We start from the raw sequence: 17,054 nt of genomic DNA on the forward strand, positions 1-17,054 counted from the left end.
GACCTGGTAGGCCCGTCGTCGCGGGTGCCGGACCTGCCTCGTCGCTGAGTTCTGGCACTCAGGCTCGCTGAGTGCCAGAAGTGAGCGTAGGCCGCTCTTAGCACTCGGTCAAGCGGAGTGCCAGCCGTGAGCGTGGCGGAGGAACGTACGACCGAGCGCCGTTCACCCGCGCTTGGGGTCGTAGCGGCGTCCCGCGGTCGTCGAGGCGGCGCCGAAAAGGCGGGAGGGGACGTGCCGGGCCAGCGCCACCGCGGCCTTGTAGCGGACGTCGGGGACGCTCACGACGCGGCCGCGGGCCAGGTCGCGCAGCGCCGCGGAGACCACCGCGTCCGCGTCCAGCCAGGCGAAGCGCGGCAGGCGGGTCGCGTCCATGCCCGCCCGCTCGTGGAATTCGGTACGCACGAAGCCCGGGCACAGCGCGAGGAGGCGGATGCCGGAGCCGCGCAGGTCGAGGGCGGCGCCCTCGGTGAAGCGGACGACCCACGCCTTGCTCGCCGCGTACGTGCCGCGCGGCATGAACGCCGCGACCGACGCCACGTTGACGACGAAGCCGCGCTCGCGCTCGCGCATGCCCTCGGCCGCGGCCGCGGTGAGCCGCAGCACCGCCTCGCAGTGCAGCCTGAGCATGCGCAGCTCGTCGGCCATCGGGGCGTCGGGGAAGCGGCCGCTCTGGCCGAAGCCCGCGTTGTTGACCAGGACGTCCACCGGCGGCAGGACGGGGCTGCGCAGCCGCTCCTCGACCGCCGCGATGCCGCCGTCCGCGGCGAGGTCGGCCTGCAGCACCTCGACGTCGACGCCGTACCGCCCGCGCAGCTCCTCGGCGCGCTCGGTGAGCCGTACGGCGTCGCGCGCGACCAGCACCAGGCCGTGCCCGTCGGCGGCGAGGCGCCGGGCGAAGGCCGCGCCGATGCCGGCCGTCGCGCCCGTGATGAGGGAAGTCGTCATACGGGGCAGCGTACGGGGCGCCCGCCCCGCTCAGCCCAGGCGTTTGCGGACCGCCGCCAGGTCCTCCGGCGGCAGCGCGTCCGCGTCCAGCAGGCGGGGCAGCAGCTCGGGTTCCGTGGTGAAGGCGCGGAAGGAGACGCTCACCGTCACCTCGTGGTCCGGGCGCCGGACGACCTCCAGCCTGTCGCCCGCGGCCAGCTCGCCCGGCTCGACGACCCGCAGGTACGGGCCGGGCCGCGCGTCCTGCGTGAAGCGCTTCATCCAGCCCCGCTCGCCGAGCCACCCGGCGAAGGTCACGCACGGGATGCGCGGGCAGGACACCTCCGGGAGCGGGCCGCCGGGCCCGCCGATGCGCCAGCGCTCGCCGATCAGGGCCTCGTTGACGTCGTAGCCCGCGGTCGTCAGGTTCTCCCCGAAGGAGCCGCTGGGCAGGTCGCGGCCGAACACGTCCGCCCAGCGGTCCAGGTCCTCGCGCGCGAAGGCGTAGACGGCCTGGTGGGTGCCCCCGTGGTGCTTGACGTCGTACACCCGGTCCCCGGCCAGGCCCACCGCGCCCGTGCCCTTGGGACCGGGCGCGGTGACGGCGACCGGCCCGGCGACCGGCTGCTTGTCGATGCCGGTGGCCTCCAGCCCCTTCCACGGATTCGGCTGCGGCCGCCCGACGTTGACGCTCAGTACGTGCACGGGCTGTGCCTCCTGGTGGGGGGACGGAGAGGGGTACGCGGGCGGGCCGGGCGCGCCTACGCGGGGGGCGCCCTACGCGGGAGCCGTGATCAGGTACGGCGTCGTGACGCTCAGCGCCGCGAAGCCGAGGCGCTGGAGGATCGGGCGGCTCTGGTCGGACGCGTCGACCTGGAGGTAGCCGTAGCCCGCGGCCTGCGCGAGGCGCGCGCGGTGGGCGACCAGGGCGCGGTAGATGCCCTTGCCACGCCAGCGCTCGACGGTGCCGCCGCCCCACAGCCCGGCGAATTCCGTGCCGGGGCAGAACTCCATGCGGGCCGCGCACACCGGCTCGTCGCCGGCCATCGCGACCACGATGCTGACGGTGTCGCCGCGCTCGGCGATCTGGTCGAGCATGCGCGCCCGCAGCCGCTCCGCGCTCGTACCGAAGGCCTGCTCGTGGACGGCCGCCGCGAGGTCGACGCCCGCGGCGTCGGTGACCGGCTCCAGCCGGACGCCCGCGGGGAGCGCCGCGCCCTCGGTGCGGGCGATGACCTCGGCGATGTCGCCGACCATGAGCGTCTCGGCGGGCTCGGGCGTGAAACCGGCCGCGCGCAGCCGCTCGCCGAGGTCGGCGGGGCGGTCGTGCGCGTAGGTCTTCCACTCGAACTCCCGCTCCGCCGCCTCGGCGGTGCCCAGCCACTCCAGCTGCGCGCCGATGGCCGCGTCCGCGGTCGTCTCGTCCAGGTCGGACCACAGGACGCCGCACCATTCGTGGGGCCCGGTGCCGACCTGCCGTACGACCCCGTCGAGGCGGTCGACGCGGGTGGTGGGGCTCTCCGGCGGGGCGTCGCGGCGCATCTGGCGGTCGAAGAGCGCGAGTACGTGGTTGTTGTCCATTGACGGCATTCCACCACCGGCCACTGCCCCGGCCAACCGTATTTCCGCAGGCCTGGCACCGGCCTGGCACCGGCCTGGCACCGGCCGGGCGCTGGCCGGGAGCGGCCCGGTCAGCCCGTGTCGGAGGTGCGGCGGGTGCGGGTGGTGTGCCTGCGCTTGTCGGCGCGCGCCGCGGCGCGGGGCCGGCGGGCGGTACGCGGGCCCCGCGCGGAGGAGCCGGAGCCCCGCCGGCCGCGGGACCGGCGGCCGCGCCGGGACGAGGTGCCGGCGTCGGCGGGCTCCGCGCCGGGTGCGGGATCGGGCGTGCGGCCGGCGCGCGGGGCGCGTTCGGCGTCTTCCGTGACCTCGGCGTCTTCCGCCTCCGGCGCGTCCTGGTCCGTCGCGTCGCTCGTCATGTGCGAGGTGCCCTCCACCGTGTCGTCCACGGCGTCCTCGACCGCGCCGGTGGCCGCGCCGGTGGCCGTACCGGCCGCGTCGCCCGCCGCCTCGCCCGTGTCCTGCACGGCCTTCCCCGCGGCCTCGCCGGTGCTCTCGACGGCCTTCCCCGCGGCCTCGCCCGTGTTCTCCACGGCCTTCCCCGCCGCCGGGGCGAGTTCCCCGGCCGCGCGGCCGGTCTCGCGGCCGACCGCGGCCACGGCCTCGCCCGCGGGGGCGGTGATGCGCTCCACGAGTTCCGGGTTCCGGTCGAGGGTGCGCAGGACGTCGGACAGGATCGCGGCGACGTTGTCCAGCCGGACGTCCAGCAGCGCCTGCGCGTCGACGCCCGACAGGTCGAGCTCGACGTCGCCGAGGTGCGCCTCCGCGCCGACCTCCAGCTTGAGCACGTCCAGGACCTCGGCGTGCAGCGCCACCCGCGCGTGCAGGTCCTGCACATGCAGGTTGAGCCCGTCGACGTGCAGCGTGGGCACATCCAGGTGGACGTCGGGCTGCGCGCCGGGATCCCGGGAGTCCGGGCGCCCGGCGGAGGGGGCGGGGCTCCGCTCGTCAGTCATCGTCCTCGCCCTCGTCCGTCCCGTCGTCGTCCTCGTCGTCCTCGGTCTCGTCCTGGTCCCCGTCCTCCAGCTCCCCCTCCTCCGCCATGGCCTCCTCGTGCGTGCGCACCACCTGGCCCTCGCGGATCTCGCCGCGCCAGCCCTCGGCCTCCTCGTCGGCGAAGGTCACGTACCGCTGGAAGTTCTTGAAGTCCAGCCGGGCCCGGCGGCCCTGGGCGCGCCAGAGGTTGCCGGTCTTCTCGACGAAGCCGGTCGGGGAGTAGACCAGGACGAGGATGATCCTGGTCAGGGTCGGGGTGATCTCGTGGAAGCTGACGGCTCCCTGCGTGGTGCCGGACGAGCCCTCGGTCGTCCACACGATCCGGTCGTCCGGCAGCTGCTCCTGGACGGTGGCCTTCCACGTCCGGGTGGACGGGCCGATCTTGACCATCCACTCGCTCGTGGTGTCGTCGCCGCGCTCCGCGCTCTGGACGGCCTTCGCGAAGCCGCTGAAGGACTCGTACTCGGTCCAGTGGTCGTAGGCGGTGCGCAGCGGCACACCGACGTCGATCACCTCGACGATGTTGGTCGCCTTGGTGTCGGTCGTCCCGTCGCCGCCGCCGCCTCCGGAGTCGTCGTCCTCGGAGTCGTCCCCCGGCGTCACCGCGTTCTTGATCTTCCCGGCGACCCCGCTCGCCGTACCACCGACGGTCTCCTCCGCGAGGGCCTTCGCGGGGGATTCGCCGTGCAGGACGCGCGAGCCGACCTTCGGGAGCGTGCCGCCGTCCTCCTCCTGCGCGACGCGGTCGGTCGCGTCCCGCAGCCTCGTGCCGACCGTGCGGGCGGCGCGGCGGGTCCGGGCGGACATGTACTGGCCCAGCTCGTGGCGCAGCATCGCCAGGGGGCCCTGGTCCGTTTCCGCGTTCTTCTGTCCGGTTGCCATCGGATCACCTGTCCCGTTGCGTTCGTGAGCCGGACGCGGCCCGCGGCTGGGCCTTCTTCGCGGTCCCCGCGGCCTTGCCCGCCTTCGGTGCCGTCTTCCGCGCGGTCTTCCCGGCCGCCTTCCCGGGGGCCTTCGCGCCGCCGGTCTGCTTGCCGCCGCGCGCGGCCGTCCCGGACGGCTTCCCGGCCGGTGCCTTCTTCCGGGCCGTGGACCGGGTGGACTGGGCGGCCTTCTTCGCCGGACGGGAGGAGCCGCGGGTCGGTGACGCGCTCCGCGTGTCCTTCTTCCGCGAGTCGCCGCCACCGCCCGTGGGCTCGTCGTCCTCGTCCTCGCCGCCCTTGTCCTCCTCCTCGGCGGTGTCCTCCTCCGCCGGGGGCTCGTCCAGTCCGGCGAGCGCGGCGGTGCGTTCCCGCAGGGTGTCGCCCAGGGCGGAAGCGCCCCGGTCGGCGACCCCGCGGACGGCCCTGCCGAGCGGCCCGCCGCGCCGGGGCTTCTTCCCGTCGCCCTCGGCCTCGTCCTCGTCCGTCCCGCCCGGGGCGCCCGGGATCCCGGGGACCTTGCGGACGGCGCCGGCCAGGGCGCTGCCAGGACGCAGCCCCCGACCGGCCAGGAGCGCGGCGGCTGTCAGCGCCACCTGGCCCCGTTTGGTACGGCCGAGCACATAGCCACTGGCGATGGCGGCTGCCAGGCCGATGTTCCGCGGTTCGTCCATCACGGTGCGCCTTCTCCCGATGGATGCGCATGGTGACGGGGCGCGCCGGGCCTCCGGCGTGCGAGGCACGGCACAGCGCTCCCGTCCTCTCCCCCCAGTCTCGTCGAATCGGCCGAAAGCGCATCTCAGGGAGCCGGGCGGGCCTGCTACGAGGCCGCCGCCAGCACGAGGTCGACGTCGGCGGCGGTGGTGTAGAAGTGCGGCGCCAGCCGCAGATTCCCCGCGCGGGCGGCGAAGGAGGCGCCCGCGGCGCGCAGCCGGTCGGTCACCGCGGTCGGCACGCCGGGGACGGCGACGATCGCGGACGGGCCCGGCACGGGGGAGTAGCCCAGGGCGGTGAAGCCGTCGCGCAGGCGCTGCGCGAGCGCGGTGTCGTGGGCGTGGACGCGGTCGACGCCCAGCTCCTCGACGAGGGAGAAGGACGCGGCGGCGGCGATGTGCGGCAGATAGGCCGGGCGGGTGTCGAAGCGGTGTGCGCCCGGCGCGAGTTCGGCGATGGGGCCGTAGATGGAGTCGCGGTCGGCGGCGGCGTACCAGCCGGCGAAGGTCGGCGCGAGGGTGTCCTCGGCGCCGGGCCGTACGGTGAGGAAGGCGGCGCCGTGCGGGGCGCACAGCCACTTGTAGGTGTGGCAGACCACGTAGTCGTCGAGCGACGCGTCCAGCGGCAGCCAGCCCGCGGACTGCGTGGCGTCCACGAGCGTACGGGCGCCGTGCACGGCGGCCGCGGCGCGGATCGCGGGCAGGTCGGCGACCCGGCCGTCCGACGACTGCGCGGAGCTGACGGCGACCAGCGCGGTCCCCGGCCGTACGGCAGCCGCCAGCTCCTCCAGCGGGACGAGCCGCAGCGTGATGTCGGGGCGGGCGGCGAAGGGGTGCACGAGCGCGCTGAAATCCCGCTCGTACGCGACGACGTCGGCGCCCGGCGGCAGGGCGGTGGCGATCAGGCCGACGCTGCCCGCGACCGACCCGGCCAGCGCGACCTGCTCGGCGGGCACGTGCGCGAGCCGGGCGAAGGCGGCGCGGGCGGAGGTGACCGCGGCCTCGAAGGCGTCGCCGCCGGTGTGCCCGGCGGCCCAGGGGCCGAGCGCGTCGTGCAGGGCGGCGAGGGCGCGGGCCGGGGGGATGCCGACGGTCGCGGTGTTGAGGTAGCCGGGGGCCAACGACGGGTATTCGGCGGGGGCGAGGGGGCTGGTGAGGTCAAGGGGAGCGGTGGTGTCGGAGCTCATGGCACCTCAGCCTGGACCGGGAGCAGGGCAAAGTCTATTGCTGATCTCTTGGGCTCACCCCTAAGCAATGCTTATGGTGGGGAGATGATGGAGGCACGGCACCTGCGCGTGCTGCGGGCCGTGGCGCGCGGCGGCTCCTTCTCGGCCGCCGCCCGCGCGCTGGGCTGCACCCAGCCCGCGGTCAGCCAGCAGATGAAGGCCCTGGAGCAGTCGGCGGGCACCCCGCTGCTGGTGCGCGGCCCGCGCGAGATGCGGCTCACGCAGGCGGGCGAGGCACTGGTCCGGCACGCCGACGGCATCCTGGCCGGGCTGACCGCCGCCGAGGAGGAGATCGCCGCGATCGCCGGGCTGCGCGCCGGGCGGGTGCGGCTGGCGTCCTTCCCGTCGGGGACGGCGACGCTGGTGCCGGGCGCGGTCGCGGAGATGCGGGCGGCGCACCCGGGCACGGAGATCTCGCTCGTGGAGGCCGAGCCGCCGCGCTCCGTGGAGATGCTGCGCGCCGGGGACTGCGACATCGCGCTGGCCTTCCGCTACGCCGACCTGCCGACGCCCGCGGAGGAGTCGTGGGACGACCTGGTGGTGCGCCCGCTGCTGAGCGACCCGCTGGTGTGCGTCGTCCCTCCCGGGCACCGGCTCGCGGACGGCGGCGGCCCCGCCGAGCTGGCCCAACTCGCGGGCGAGCGCTGGATCGCGGGCTGCCCGCGCTGCCGGGGGCATCTGGTCGAGCTGTGCGAGCGGGCGGGCTTAACGCCCCGGATCGACTTCGCGACCGACGACTACCCGGCGGTGGTCGGCCTGGTCGCGGCGGGGCTCGGTGTGACGGTGCTGCCGCGGCTGGCGCTGGAGTCGGTACGCGCGCGGGGCGTCGCGGTGGTGGGCCTGGGGCCGGGGGTGCGGCGCGAGGTCGTGGCGCTGACGCTGCCCGACCTCGCGCAGGTACCGGCGGTGGACGTGATGCTGGGGCGGCTGGCGCGCGCGGGGCTGCGGCGGCGCGTCGGGTGAGGGGGGCGGACCTCGGGGCGTATCGGTTCTGCTCAGTTCTGCGCGACGGGCGTCCGGTTGCGGGAGCGGCCCATCATCTCCTCGCGCTCGTCCTCGGTGAGCCCGCCCCACACGCCGTACGGCTCGCGGACGGTGAGGGCGTGCGTGGCGCACTCCGCGCGCACCGGGCAGCGGCTGCACACCTCCTTGGCGGCGGTCTCGCGCGCACTGCGAGCGGCACCGCGCTCACCCTCGGGGTGGAAGAACAGCGAGCTGTCGACGCCGCGGCAGGCTGCCACGAGCTGCCAGTCCCAGAGATCGGCGTTAGGGCCGGGTAGGCGGGAGAAGTCTGCCATTGCTCATCCCCTCGACGGGTGCGTGACGGCCAAGACGACCTCGGTGTCTCCGACCGTACATCTACTGTCGTAGTAGATGTAAATATGACTCTTCGCCAATCTAACGGCGATTAGCGCACGCATCAGAAAAGAGCGGCCAAAGGGTGCAAAGCGGCCGCAAAGGCCGCATCACCGCCCGTTCAGCAGTATTCGCCGCGCCGCCCGCGCCCCCTCCCGCACGGAACGACGCGCGGAATTTTCCCGGCTCACCCGTTCTGACCTGCGGCGTGGCGGATCCGTATGCGCATGATCACGTAGAGTGCCGATCGCGACGACCAAACCTCGTAACTCTTTCGGGTGAGGGTCGTTGAGTGTGGCGGAAGTGGTTACTTCGTACAGCCTGGAGGCACAACGTGACGCGGTTCAGCTGCGGGGGGCGGTCATGACTTCCGTCCTCGTCTGCGACGACTCCCCGCTCGCCCGAGAGGCCCTGCGCCGCGCGGTCGCGACCGTACCCGGCGTCGAGCGCGTAACGACCGCGGCCAACGGTGAGGAAGTGCTCCGCCGTTGGGGGGCCGACCGGTCCGACCTGATCCTCATGGACGTCCGGATGCCCGGCCTCGGCGGGGTGGAGACGGTCCGGCGGCTGCTGTCCGCCGACCCCGGCGCCCGCATCATCATGCTCACCGTCGCCGAGGATCTGGACGGCGTCGCGCTCGCGGTCGCCGCCGGCGCCCGCGGCTACCTGCACAAGGACGCCTCGCGCGCCGAACTGCGGGCCACCGTCACCCAGGCGCTCGCCGACCCCACCTGGCGGCTCGCACCGCGCCGGCTGCGGTCCGCCGAGATGGGCGCCGCGCCCACCCTCACGGCCCGCGAGATCCAGGTCCTGGAGGGCATGAGCCACGGGCGGTCCAACGCCGAGATCGGCCGCGAGCTGTTCCTGTCGGAGGACACCGTCAAGACGCACGCCCGGCGGCTGTTCAAGAAGCTGGGCGCGTCCGACCGCGCGCACGCCGTCGCCCTCGGCTTCCGCTGGGGCCTGGTCCGCTGAGGCCGGCCGAGCCCGCGGGGGCCGGCGGGTCCGGCGCGCCCGCCGGGTCCGCGGCGCGGGCCGCCCGATGCGCCGGGCGGGTCGTCCGACGCACCGCGCCGTACGCCGTACGCATTACGCCGTACGGTGAAGCCCCGCACGAGTCCACGCTTTCCCGGGGGAGGACGCATGCTTGACGTATGGACTTCCTCGGGGATCGGCGGGGGCACCAGATGGCAGACCACACAGCGCAGGACGCGGCGGAAGACCCGGCGGGGCACGCGGCGGACCGGACCGTGCAGATGACGGCCCCGGCCGCCGAGCGGGCTGCCGGCCCCGCCGCGGAGCCGGGTGCCGATTCGGGCCCGGCGGCTCATAACGCTTCGGTGCAGAACTACCCCCGCGATGCGGCGGAAGCTCCTGCGGCGAGGCACCATGGGTGGATGCGCGACGACGACACTCCGGCCGGCACGGCCATCGGTGCCCTCGTCCGCCGCGCCGTCGCGGGCGACCAGCGGGCGACGCACGAGCTGCTCGCGCTCGTCCACCCGCTCGCCGAGCGCTACTGCCGCACCCGGCTCAGCCGGCTGCCCGGCGACGCGAGGCACTTCGTGGACGACCTCGCCCAGGAGGTCTGCCTCGCGGTGCTGTGCGCGCTGCCGCGCTACCGCGACCTCGGGCGGCCCTTCGAGGCCTTCGTGGTGTCGATCGCCGCCCACAAGGTCGCCGACCTGCAACGCGCCGCGATGCGCCACCCCGGCAGCACCGCCGTACCGTCCGACGAGATGCCGGAGAAGCCCGACGACTCGCTCGGGCCCGAGGAGCGCGCGCTGCTCAACAGCGACGCCGCCTGGGCCCGCGGCCTGCTCGACCGGCTGCCCGGCCACCTGCGCGAGCTGGTGCTGCTGCGGGTCGCGGTCGGGCTGAGCGCCGAGGAGACCGGCCAGGTGCTGGGCATGTCGCCGGGCGCCGTACGCGTCGCGCAGCACCGTGCGCTGAGCCGGCTGCGGGCGATCGCCGAGGAGTCGGCCGCCGCGCACCCGACGAGCGCGCGCGGCCTCAGCGCCTGACCCGTACGGGTGACGGCCCGGTCGCACCGCGTGCGTTCTGGCCGGTGAGCGCCCCGCACGGGTGACGTGGGGGCGGGTGGTCCGGGGAATACCGGCGATGCCACTACCATTGAACAACTCGCCGGGCAAGACCATTCGAGAAGGTGTCATGACGCTGAACGCCGACGGAGTAGCCGAGAAGTTCGCCGCCCTGGGGCTGACCTACGACGATGTGCTGCTGCTGCCGGGCGCGTCCGACGTACTGCCCAACCAGGTCGACACCTCCTCGCTCGTCTCCCGCAATGTCAGGGTGAACATCCCGCTGCTGTCCGCGGCCATGGACAAGGTCACCGAGGCGCGGATGGCCATCGCCATGGCCCGTCAGGGCGGCGTCGGCGTGCTGCACCGCAACCTGTCCATCGAGGACCAGGCCAACCAGGTCGACCTGGTCAAGCGGTCCGAGTCCGGCATGGTCACCGACCCGATCACCGTCCGCCCGGACGCGACGCTCGCCGAGGCCGACGGCCTGTGCGCGAAGTTCCGCATCAGCGGTGTCCCGGTCACCGACGAGGCGGGCAAGCTGCTCGGCATCGTCACCAACCGCGACATGGCCTTCGAGACCGACCGCAGCCGCCAGGTGCGCGAGGTCATGACCCCGATGCCGCTGGTCACCGGCAAGGTCGGCATCTCCGGTGTGGACGCGATGGCGCTGCTGCGCCGCCACAAGATCGAGAAGCTGCCGCTGGTCGACGAGGACGGCCGGCTGCGCGGCCTCATCACCGTCAAGGACTTCGTCAAGGCCGAGCAGTACCCGAACGCGGCCAAGGACTCCGAGGGCCGGCTCGTCGTCGGCGCCGCCGTCGGCGCCGGGCCCGAGGCGCTGGACCGCGCGCAGGCGCTGGTCGGCGCGGGCGTGGACTTCCTCGTCGTCGACACCTCGCACGGCCACAACAGCAACGCGCTGAACTGGATGGCCAAGATCAAGTCCGCGGTCGGCATCGACGTCGTCGGCGGCAACGTCGCGACCCGCGACGGCGCCCGCGCGCTCATCGACGCGGGCGTGGACGGCGTCAAGGTCGGCGTCGGCCCCGGCTCCATCTGCACCACCCGCGTCGTCGCCGGCATCGGCGTCCCGCAGGTCACCGCGATCTACGAGGCCGCGGTCGCGTGCCAGGACGCGGGCATCCCCGTCATCGGCGACGGCGGCCTCCAGTACTCCGGCGACATCGGCAAGGCGCTGGCCGCGGGCGCGCAGAGCGTCATGCTCGGCAGCCTGCTCGCGGGCTGCGAGGAGTCGCCCGGCGAACTGCTCTTCATCAACGGCAAGCAGTTCAAGTCCTACCGCGGCATGGGCTCGCTCGGCGCGATGCAGTCGCGCGGCCAGGGCCGCTCGTACTCCAAGGACCGCTACTTCCAGGCGGAGGTCTCCTCCGACGACAAGCTCGTCCCCGAGGGCGTCGAGGGCCAGGTCGCCTACCGCGGCCCCCTCTCCGCGGTCCTCCACCAGCTCGTCGGCGGCCTGCGCCAGACCATGGGCTACGTCGGCGCGGCGAACGTCGCCGAGATGGCGACGAAGGGCCGCTTCGTCCGCATCACCGCGGCGGGCCTCAAGGAGTCCCACCCCCACGACATCCAGATGACCGTCGAGGCCCCCAACTACCACAGCTGAGGCTCCCTACAGCGCAGGGCGGTGCCATGCGCCCCGCAGGGGCGCGGGAAACTGCGCGCTCAGCCACGACGGTGGCGCGCGTCGTCACCGACCCGAAGGGGCAGTTCGGTCCGTACCGGACCACCGGCCGGTGGTGGGTTGCTCGCGCAGTTCCCCGCGCCCCTGGTGGTTGCCCGGCGCGGCATGCGCGACCCCCGGCGGGGGCGCGCCGCTGTGCGCGGGGTGCGGGATACTGGGGCCGCAGGCCAATGAGAGAGGCACAGGACGTGACAGAGATCGAGATCGGGCGGGGCAAGCGCGGGCGCAGGGCGTATTCCTTCGACGACATCGCCGTGGTGCCGAGCCGCCGGACGCGTGACCCCAAGGAAGTCTCGATCGCCTGGCAGATCGACGCCTACCGCTTCGAGCTGCCGTTCCTGGCCGCGCCGATGGATTCCGTCGTGTCGCCGGAGACGGCGATCCGGATCGGCAACCTCGGCGGGCTCGGGGTGCTGAACCTCGAAGGGCTGTGGACGCGCTACGACGACCCGGAGCCGCTGCTCGCGGAGATCGCGGAGCTGGACGACGGGCGGGCGACCGCGCGGCTCCAGGAGATCTACGCCGCGCCGATCCGCGAGGAGCTGATCGGGCAGCGCATCAAGGAGGTCAGGGACGCCGGGGTCGTGACGGCGGCGGCGCTGTCGCCGCAGCGCACCGCGCAGTTCTCGAAGACGGTCGTGGACGCGGGCGTGGACCTGTTCGTGATCCGCGGCACCACCGTGTCCGCGGAGCACGTGAGCGGGTCGCACGAGCCGCTGAACCTGAAGCAGTTCATCTACGAGCTGGACGTCCCGGTCATCGTCGGCGGCTGCGCGACGTACACCGCGGCGCTGCACCTGATGCGTACGGGTGCGGCCGGCGTGCTGGTGGGCTTCGGCGGCGGCGCCGCGCACACCACGCGCAACGTGCTGGGCATCCAGGTGCCGATGGCGACCGCGGTCGCGGACGTGGCGGCGGCCCGCCGGGACTACATGGACGAGTCCGGCGGCCGGTACGTGCACGTCATCGCGGACGGCGGCTTCGGCTCCAGCGGCGACCTGCCGAAGGCCGTGGCCTGCGGCGCGGACGCGGTGATGATGGGCTCGCCGCTGGCGCGCGCGACCGACGCGCCGGGCCGCGGCTTCCACTGGGGCATGGAGGCGGTCAACACCGAGCTGCCGCGCGGCAAGCGGATGAACCTGGGCACGGCGGGCACCACCGAGGAGATCCTGCTCGGCCCCTCGCACGCCCCCGACGGCTCGATGAACCTCTTCGGCGCGCTGCGCCGCTCGATGGCGACGACCGGCTACTCGGACCTGAAGGAATTCCAGCGCGTCGAGGTGACGGTCTCCCCGACCCACCACCGCTGAGGATGTGAACGACGACGGAGGGGCGGCCCCGCGGGGCCGCCCCTCCGTCGTCGTTCGCGTACGGCTCGTTCAGCCGTTTGCCACGCGCTTGGTGATCACGAAGCCCTCGATGCCGGCGACGGCGTAGAAGACGAAGTCCATGCCGCCCATCGCTTCCTTCCAGGCCTCGTTCACGATGCCGTAGTGGTCGGTGAGGATGGTCATCACGCCGGGGGCGCCGGGGTAGGTCGCCAGGAGCAGGGCGATACCGAAGATCTGGCCGGCGTACACGCCGAGGAGGGCGAGCGGGATGCCGATGAACGGCAGTGCGGGGTTCCGGCCGCCGGCCTTGGCGAGGGCGAAGCCGACCAGCACGCCGACGGCGACCGCCGCGTAGGTGATCTCGTGCTTGGTGCCGCGGATGATGAGGCCGTAGAGCACGGCGGCAACCAGGGCCGCTGCGATGCCGGCGGCCACACCCGCGCCGAGGTTGTCGCGCCCGGTCCCACCGACCGGCGCGGGCGGGGCGTAGGCGCCCGCGTTGAAACCGCCGGGTGCCGGAGCGCCGGGCTGGCCGCCGGCGTACGGCGACGCGGCGTAGGGCGACTGCGGCTGGCCGGGCTGCGGCTGACCGTACGGGTTCTGGCCACCGGCCGGCGGCGGACCGTACGGGTTCTGGCCGCCGGGCTGCTGCGGCGGCGGGTAGTTGGAGCTCATGACTCTTCCCCCGGGGGACGGACGTGCTGCGGGTGTCGTGGTGCGGACGCGATGTGGGCTTGATGCGCACATGCCCGCGCACGAGTGGTGACGAGGAAATCTAGCAGGGGGAGGTGACAATCGGACAAGACGATTCGTCCGGTCGTTACATGACCCGTACGTATGGCCCGACCTGGACGGTTGTCCGGGAGTGTCCCGAACCGGGATCCGGGCGCGTCGCGGCGTCGGCGCGGGTGGCGGGGTCGTGCCGTACCGGGTAAGGGAGTTGACGGTACCTCAGAGCCGGGCGGCGGCGCCCGCGGGGGTCGCCCCCCGGGTGTCGAGCAGCAGCTGGGCCTTGACGGCGAGTCCTTGCAGGTCGTACGTGCGGTGGTGCTGGAGCAGCAGCGTGAGGTCGGCCTCGGCGGCGGCCTCCCACAGCGAGTCCGTGCGCGGGACGGGGCGGTCCATGACGCGCCACTGGGGTACGTAGGGGTCGTGGTAGCAGAGCTGGGCGCCGAGTTCGAGCAGCCGGGTGGCGATCTCGCGGGCGGGCGCGCCCTGCTGGTCGGCGAGGTCCGCCTTGTACGTCACGCCGAGCAGCAGGACGCGGGCGCCGCGCAGCGACTTGCCGTGCTCGTTGAGCAGGGCGGCGGCGCGCTGCACGACGTAGCGCGGCATACGGCCGTTGACCTCGGCGGCGAGTTCGACCATCCGCAGGGGGTGTCCGGGCAGCCGCGGGTGGGCAGGCGGGGTGAAGTGCGGAGCAGCGTTGGGATCCAGCGGGTGGGCCGGGCCTCCGACGCCGGGGCCGGGCCGGAAGGCCTGGAAGCCGAAGGGCTTGGTCTCGGCGCAGCGGATGACGTCCCACAGGTCGACGCCGAGGTCGTGGCAGAAGACCGCCATCTCGTTGGCGAAGGCGATGTTGACGTGCCGGTAGTTGGTCTCCAGCAGCTTGACCGTCTCGGCCTCGCGGATGCCGCGGGCGCGCACCACGCGCTCGGTGAGCCGGCCGTAGAAGGCGGCGGCGGCCTCGGTGCAGGCGGGGGTGGCGCCGCCGACGACCTTGGGGGTGGTGGCGAAGTGGACGGCGCGGTTGCCCGGGTCGAGACGGCCGGGGGAGTAGGCGAGGTGGAAGTCGCGGCCCGCGCGCAGGCCGTGCGCTTCGAGCAGCGGGCGCAGGAAGCCGTCGGTGGTGCCGGGGTAGACCGGCGATTCGAGGACGACGGTGGTGTGCGGCCGCAGGTGCGGGGCGAGCGCGCGGGCGGCGGCGGCGACCGCGGACAGGTCCAGCGCGTGGTCCTCGCCGGGCGGGGTGGGCGCGCAGATCACCGCGGTGCGCACCCGGCCGAGCACCGCGGGGTCGGAGGTCGCGCGGAAGCCGCAGGAGAGCATGCGGCGCAGGTCGGCGGCGGCCAGCGAGCCGGGCGGCACCCGGCCGGCGGCGATGTCGGCGACCGCCTCGGGGTCCGGGTCGTAGCCGATGACGCCGATGCCCGTGGCGGTCGCCGCCTGGGCGAGCGACAGCCCGGTGTGTCCGAGGCCGAGCACGGCGAGGTCTGCGGGCATGGGTGTCCTCCCTGGCGACCACCACGAACCACCTCGAACGGGCTCATGCACGGCGCCAAATCAGGCTAACCAGACAAATGACTGATATGACCACTCGCCGCGCCGGTCGGCGCCAGGACGCGCCCCGCCTCAGCCGTACGGGCTGCCCTGGCAGCGCCCCGCCCGGCCGGTCACTATCGAAGGGGACGGGCCCGCCCGCCGGCGCCCGCGCCACGCCCCGCACGACCCGCAAGCCCGACGAGCGCCGGAAGGCACGGAGGCAGGATGCGTACGACGACACTCGGACCCGACCAGCGGGCCGCGGCCATCGCCCGGATGGCCGAGCAGGAGCTGGACATCCTGGTGGTGGGCGGCGGCGTCGTCGGCGCCGGGACCGCGCTGGACGCCGTGACCCGCGGGCTGTCGACCGGCCTGGTCGAGGCCCGCGACTGGGCCGCGGGCACCTCCAGCCGCTCCAGCAAGCTCATCCACGGCGGCCTGCGCTACCTGGAGATGCTGGACTTCGCGCTGGTCCGCGAGGCCCTCAAGGAGCGCGGGCTGCTGCTGGAACGCCTCGCCCCGCACCTGGTGCGCCCGGTGCCCTTCCTCTACCCGCTCCAGCACAAGGGCTGGGAGCGGCTCTACGCGGGCACCGGTGTGGCCCTCTACGACACCATGTCGGTCTCCTCCGGCCACGGCCGCGGGCTGCCCGTGCACCGCCACCTGACCCGCCGCCATGCGCTGCGGGTGGCCCCCGCGCTGCGCAAGGACGCGCTGGTCGGCGCGCTCCAGTACTACGACGCCCAGGTCGACGACGCGCGTTTCGTCGCGACCCTCGCGCGGACCGCCGCCTCCTACGGCGCGCACGTCGCCAACGGGGTGCGGGTGACCGGCTTCCTCCGGGAGGGGGAACGCGTTGTCGGTGCCCGGGTGCACGATGGTGAGGCGGGCGGCGAGTACGAGATCCGCGCGCGGCAGGTCGTCAACGCGACCGGGGTGTGGACGGACGACACCCAGGCGCTGATCGGGGAGCGGGGGCAGTTCCATGTACGGGCGTCGAAGGGCATCCACCTGGTGGTGCCCAAGGACCGGATCCACTCGAATACCGGGCTGATCCTGCGGACCGAGAAGTCCGTGCTGTTCGTCATCCCGTGGGGGCGGCACTGGATCGTCGGCACCACCGACACCGACTGGGATCTCGACAAGGCCCACCCGGCGGCCTCCAGCGCCGATATCGACTATGTGCTCGACCATGTCAACTCCGTGCTGGCCACCCCGCTCACGCGGGACGACGTGCAGGGCGTCTACGCGGGCCTGCGGCCGCTGCTGGCGGGCGAGTCGGACGCGACCAGCAAGCTGTCGCGCGAGCACACCGTCGCCCACCCGCTGCCCGGCCTGGTGGTGGTCGCGGGCGGCAAGTACACGACCTACCGGGTCATGGCCAAGGACGCCGTGGACGAGGCGGTGCACGGCCTGGACCACCGGGTGGCGCCGTGCTGCACCGAGGAGATCCCGCTCGCCGGGGCCGAGGGCTACCAGGCGCAGTGGAACGCCCGCGCCAGGACGGCGGCCCGCACCGGGGTGCACGTCGCGCGCGTCGAGCACCTGCTGGGCCGCTACGGCGGGCTGACCGAGGAGCTGCTGGAGCTGATCGCCGCCGACCCCTCGCTCGCGGCCCCGCTCGGCGGCGCCGACGACTACCTGCGCGCCGAGGTCGTCTACGCGGCCTCGGCCGAGGGAGCACGGCACCTGGACGACGTGCTGGCCCGCAGGACGCGTATCTCGATCGAGACCTTCGACCGCGGCACCCGCTGCGCGCGCGAGGCGGCCGAGCTGATGGCACCCGTGCTGGGCTGGGACGCCGCGCAGATCGACAAGGAGGTGGCGTACTACGAGAAGCGCGTCGAGGCGGAGCGCGAATCGCAGCGCCAGCCCGACGACTTGACCGCGGATGCCGCACGGCTGGGGGCGCCGGATATCGTGCCACTCTAGGCGCGGGACGTCTGGGCGCGGCAAATC

General features: G+C 74.1%; 16 protein-coding genes. 6 read left to right on the forward strand and 10 right to left on the reverse strand.

Going from position 1 to position 17,054, the window contains the following annotated elements; genetic code table 11:
* Positions 1 to 162: 162 nt before the first annotated feature.
* The 7 genes from ACH4SL_RS16780 to ACH4SL_RS16810 all read right to left on the reverse strand — a co-directional run bounded on the left by ACH4SL_RS16780 (position 163) and on the right by ACH4SL_RS16810 (position 6,357).
* The gene (locus tag ACH4SL_RS16780; protein WP_398445961.1) at positions 163 to 945 is read right to left on the reverse strand and encodes an SDR family NAD(P)-dependent oxidoreductase; all 783 of its coding nucleotides are present in this window, start codon (positions 943 to 945) and stop codon (positions 163 to 165) included.
* 30 nt (positions 946 to 975) lie between these two features.
* Complete coding sequence (locus tag ACH4SL_RS16785) at positions 976 to 1,629, reverse strand: MOSC domain-containing protein (RefSeq protein ID WP_398445963.1); 654 nt, start codon at positions 1,627 to 1,629, stop codon at positions 976 to 978.
* A 72-nt stretch (positions 1,630 to 1,701) separates the two neighbouring features.
* Positions 1,702 to 2,505, reverse strand: coding sequence for a GNAT family N-acetyltransferase (locus tag ACH4SL_RS16790; RefSeq protein ID WP_398445966.1), 804 nt, complete (start codon positions 2,503 to 2,505; stop codon positions 1,702 to 1,704).
* Between the two features lie 110 nt (positions 2,506 to 2,615).
* Entirely contained in the window at positions 2,616 to 3,497 is an 882-nt protein-coding gene (locus tag ACH4SL_RS16795) for a hypothetical protein (RefSeq protein ID WP_398445968.1), read from the reverse strand.
* A complete protein-coding gene (locus tag ACH4SL_RS16800) occupies positions 3,490 to 4,419 on the reverse strand; it encodes an SRPBCC family protein (protein WP_398445970.1) in 930 nt (309 codons plus the stop codon). The genes ACH4SL_RS16795 and ACH4SL_RS16800 overlap by 8 nt, the downstream gene beginning before the upstream one ends.
* A 4-nt stretch (positions 4,420 to 4,423) precedes the next feature.
* Complete coding sequence (locus ACH4SL_RS16805; RefSeq protein ID WP_398445972.1) at positions 4,424 to 5,131, reverse strand: hypothetical protein; 708 nt, start codon at positions 5,129 to 5,131, stop codon at positions 4,424 to 4,426.
* Between the two features lie 146 nt (positions 5,132 to 5,277).
* Complete coding sequence (locus tag ACH4SL_RS16810; RefSeq protein ID WP_398445974.1) at positions 5,278 to 6,357, reverse strand: aminotransferase class V-fold PLP-dependent enzyme; 1,080 nt, start codon at positions 6,355 to 6,357, stop codon at positions 5,278 to 5,280.
* An 84-nt stretch (positions 6,358 to 6,441) separates the two neighbouring features.
* Here ACH4SL_RS16810 and ACH4SL_RS16815 point away from each other — a divergent pair, with 84 nt between their 5' ends.
* On the forward strand, positions 6,442 to 7,359 hold the full coding sequence (locus tag ACH4SL_RS16815; RefSeq protein WP_398445977.1) for a LysR family transcriptional regulator: 918 nt from the start codon (positions 6,442 to 6,444) through the stop codon (positions 7,357 to 7,359).
* A 32-nt stretch (positions 7,360 to 7,391) separates the two neighbouring features.
* On the opposite strand, the gene ACH4SL_RS16820 is transcribed toward ACH4SL_RS16815, so the two are convergent.
* Entirely contained in the window at positions 7,392 to 7,694 is a 303-nt protein-coding gene (locus ACH4SL_RS16820) for a WhiB family transcriptional regulator (protein ID WP_398445979.1), read from the reverse strand.
* A 421-nt stretch (positions 7,695 to 8,115) separates the two neighbouring features.
* Between ACH4SL_RS16820 and ACH4SL_RS16825 the strand changes: the two genes are divergently transcribed.
* The 4 genes from ACH4SL_RS16825 (at position 8,116) to ACH4SL_RS16840 (ending at position 12,812) form a co-directional block, all read left to right on the forward strand.
* Complete coding sequence (locus ACH4SL_RS16825; protein WP_003948568.1) at positions 8,116 to 8,727, forward strand: response regulator transcription factor; 612 nt, start codon at positions 8,116 to 8,118, stop codon at positions 8,725 to 8,727.
* Between the two features lie 422 nt (positions 8,728 to 9,149).
* On the forward strand, positions 9,150 to 9,776 hold the full coding sequence (gene shbA / locus ACH4SL_RS16830; protein WP_398445981.1) for an RNA polymerase sigma factor ShbA: 627 nt from the start codon (positions 9,150 to 9,152) through the stop codon (positions 9,774 to 9,776).
* A gap of 148 nt (positions 9,777 to 9,924) precedes the next feature.
* Entirely contained in the window at positions 9,925 to 11,424 is a 1,500-nt protein-coding gene (gene guaB / locus ACH4SL_RS16835) for an IMP dehydrogenase (RefSeq protein ID WP_398445983.1), read from the forward strand.
* Positions 11,425 to 11,690: 266 nt separating this feature from the next.
* Positions 11,691 to 12,812: a GuaB3 family IMP dehydrogenase-related protein gene (locus tag ACH4SL_RS16840; protein ID WP_398445985.1), complete on the forward strand. Its 1,122-nt coding sequence runs from the start codon at positions 11,691 to 11,693 to the stop codon at positions 12,810 to 12,812.
* A gap of 69 nt (positions 12,813 to 12,881) precedes the next feature.
* Here ACH4SL_RS16840 and ACH4SL_RS16845 read toward each other — a convergent pair whose 3' ends face one another.
* Positions 12,882 to 13,508, reverse strand: coding sequence for a hypothetical protein (locus ACH4SL_RS16845; RefSeq protein ID WP_398445987.1), 627 nt, complete (start codon positions 13,506 to 13,508; stop codon positions 12,882 to 12,884).
* Between the two features lie 276 nt (positions 13,509 to 13,784).
* Positions 13,785 to 15,056 (reverse strand): nucleotide sugar dehydrogenase, encoded by a 1,272-nt coding sequence (locus ACH4SL_RS16850; protein ID WP_398445989.1) that lies wholly within the window; start codon positions 15,054 to 15,056, stop codon positions 13,785 to 13,787.
* Positions 15,057 to 15,320: 264 nt separating this feature from the next.
* Here ACH4SL_RS16850 and ACH4SL_RS16855 point away from each other — a divergent pair, with 264 nt between their 5' ends.
* Positions 15,321 to 17,027, forward strand: a complete 1,707-nt coding sequence (locus ACH4SL_RS16855; RefSeq protein ID WP_398445991.1) for a glycerol-3-phosphate dehydrogenase/oxidase — start codon at positions 15,321 to 15,323, stop codon at positions 17,025 to 17,027.
* Positions 17,028 to 17,054 lie beyond the last annotated feature (27 nt).

The sequence above is a fragment of the Streptomyces sp. NPDC021020 genome (assembly GCF_044333285.1).
Lineage (GTDB): Bacteria > Actinomycetota > Actinomycetes > Streptomycetales > Streptomycetaceae > Actinacidiphila.

Excerpts from the sequence above, each read along its gene's own strand:
- ACH4SL_RS16780 (WP_398445961.1), bottom strand. The coding sequence starts at position 945 with ATGACGACTTCCCTCATCACGGGCGCGACGGCCGGCATCGGCGCGGCC.
- ACH4SL_RS16790 (WP_398445966.1), bottom strand. The coding sequence starts at position 2,505 with ATGGACAACAACCACGTACTCGCGCTCTTCGACCGCCAGATGCGCCGC.
- ACH4SL_RS16795 (WP_398445968.1), bottom strand. The coding sequence starts at position 3,497 with ATGACTGACGAGCGGAGCCCCGCCCCCTCCGCCGGGCGCCCGGACTCC.
- ACH4SL_RS16800 (WP_398445970.1), bottom strand. The coding sequence starts at position 4,419 with ATGGCAACCGGACAGAAGAACGCGGAAACGGACCAGGGCCCCCTGGCG.
- ACH4SL_RS16805 (WP_398445972.1), bottom strand. The coding sequence starts at position 5,131 with ATGGACGAACCGCGGAACATCGGCCTGGCAGCCGCCATCGCCAGTGGC.
- ACH4SL_RS16810 (WP_398445974.1), bottom strand. The coding sequence starts at position 6,357 with ATGAGCTCCGACACCACCGCTCCCCTTGACCTCACCAGCCCCCTCGCC.
- ACH4SL_RS16815 (WP_398445977.1), top strand. The coding sequence starts at position 6,442 with ATGATGGAGGCACGGCACCTGCGCGTGCTGCGGGCCGTGGCGCGCGGC.
- ACH4SL_RS16820 (WP_398445979.1), bottom strand. The coding sequence starts at position 7,694 with ATGGCAGACTTCTCCCGCCTACCCGGCCCTAACGCCGATCTCTGGGAC.
- ACH4SL_RS16825 (WP_003948568.1), top strand. The coding sequence starts at position 8,116 with ATGACTTCCGTCCTCGTCTGCGACGACTCCCCGCTCGCCCGAGAGGCC.
- shbA (WP_398445981.1), top strand. The coding sequence starts at position 9,150 with ATGCGCGACGACGACACTCCGGCCGGCACGGCCATCGGTGCCCTCGTC.
- guaB (WP_398445983.1), top strand. The coding sequence starts at position 9,925 with ATGACGCTGAACGCCGACGGAGTAGCCGAGAAGTTCGCCGCCCTGGGG.
- ACH4SL_RS16845 (WP_398445987.1), bottom strand. The coding sequence starts at position 13,508 with ATGAGCTCCAACTACCCGCCGCCGCAGCAGCCCGGCGGCCAGAACCCG.
- ACH4SL_RS16850 (WP_398445989.1), bottom strand. The coding sequence starts at position 15,056 with ATGCCCGCAGACCTCGCCGTGCTCGGCCTCGGACACACCGGGCTGTCG.
- ACH4SL_RS16855 (WP_398445991.1), top strand. The coding sequence starts at position 15,321 with ATGCGTACGACGACACTCGGACCCGACCAGCGGGCCGCGGCCATCGCC.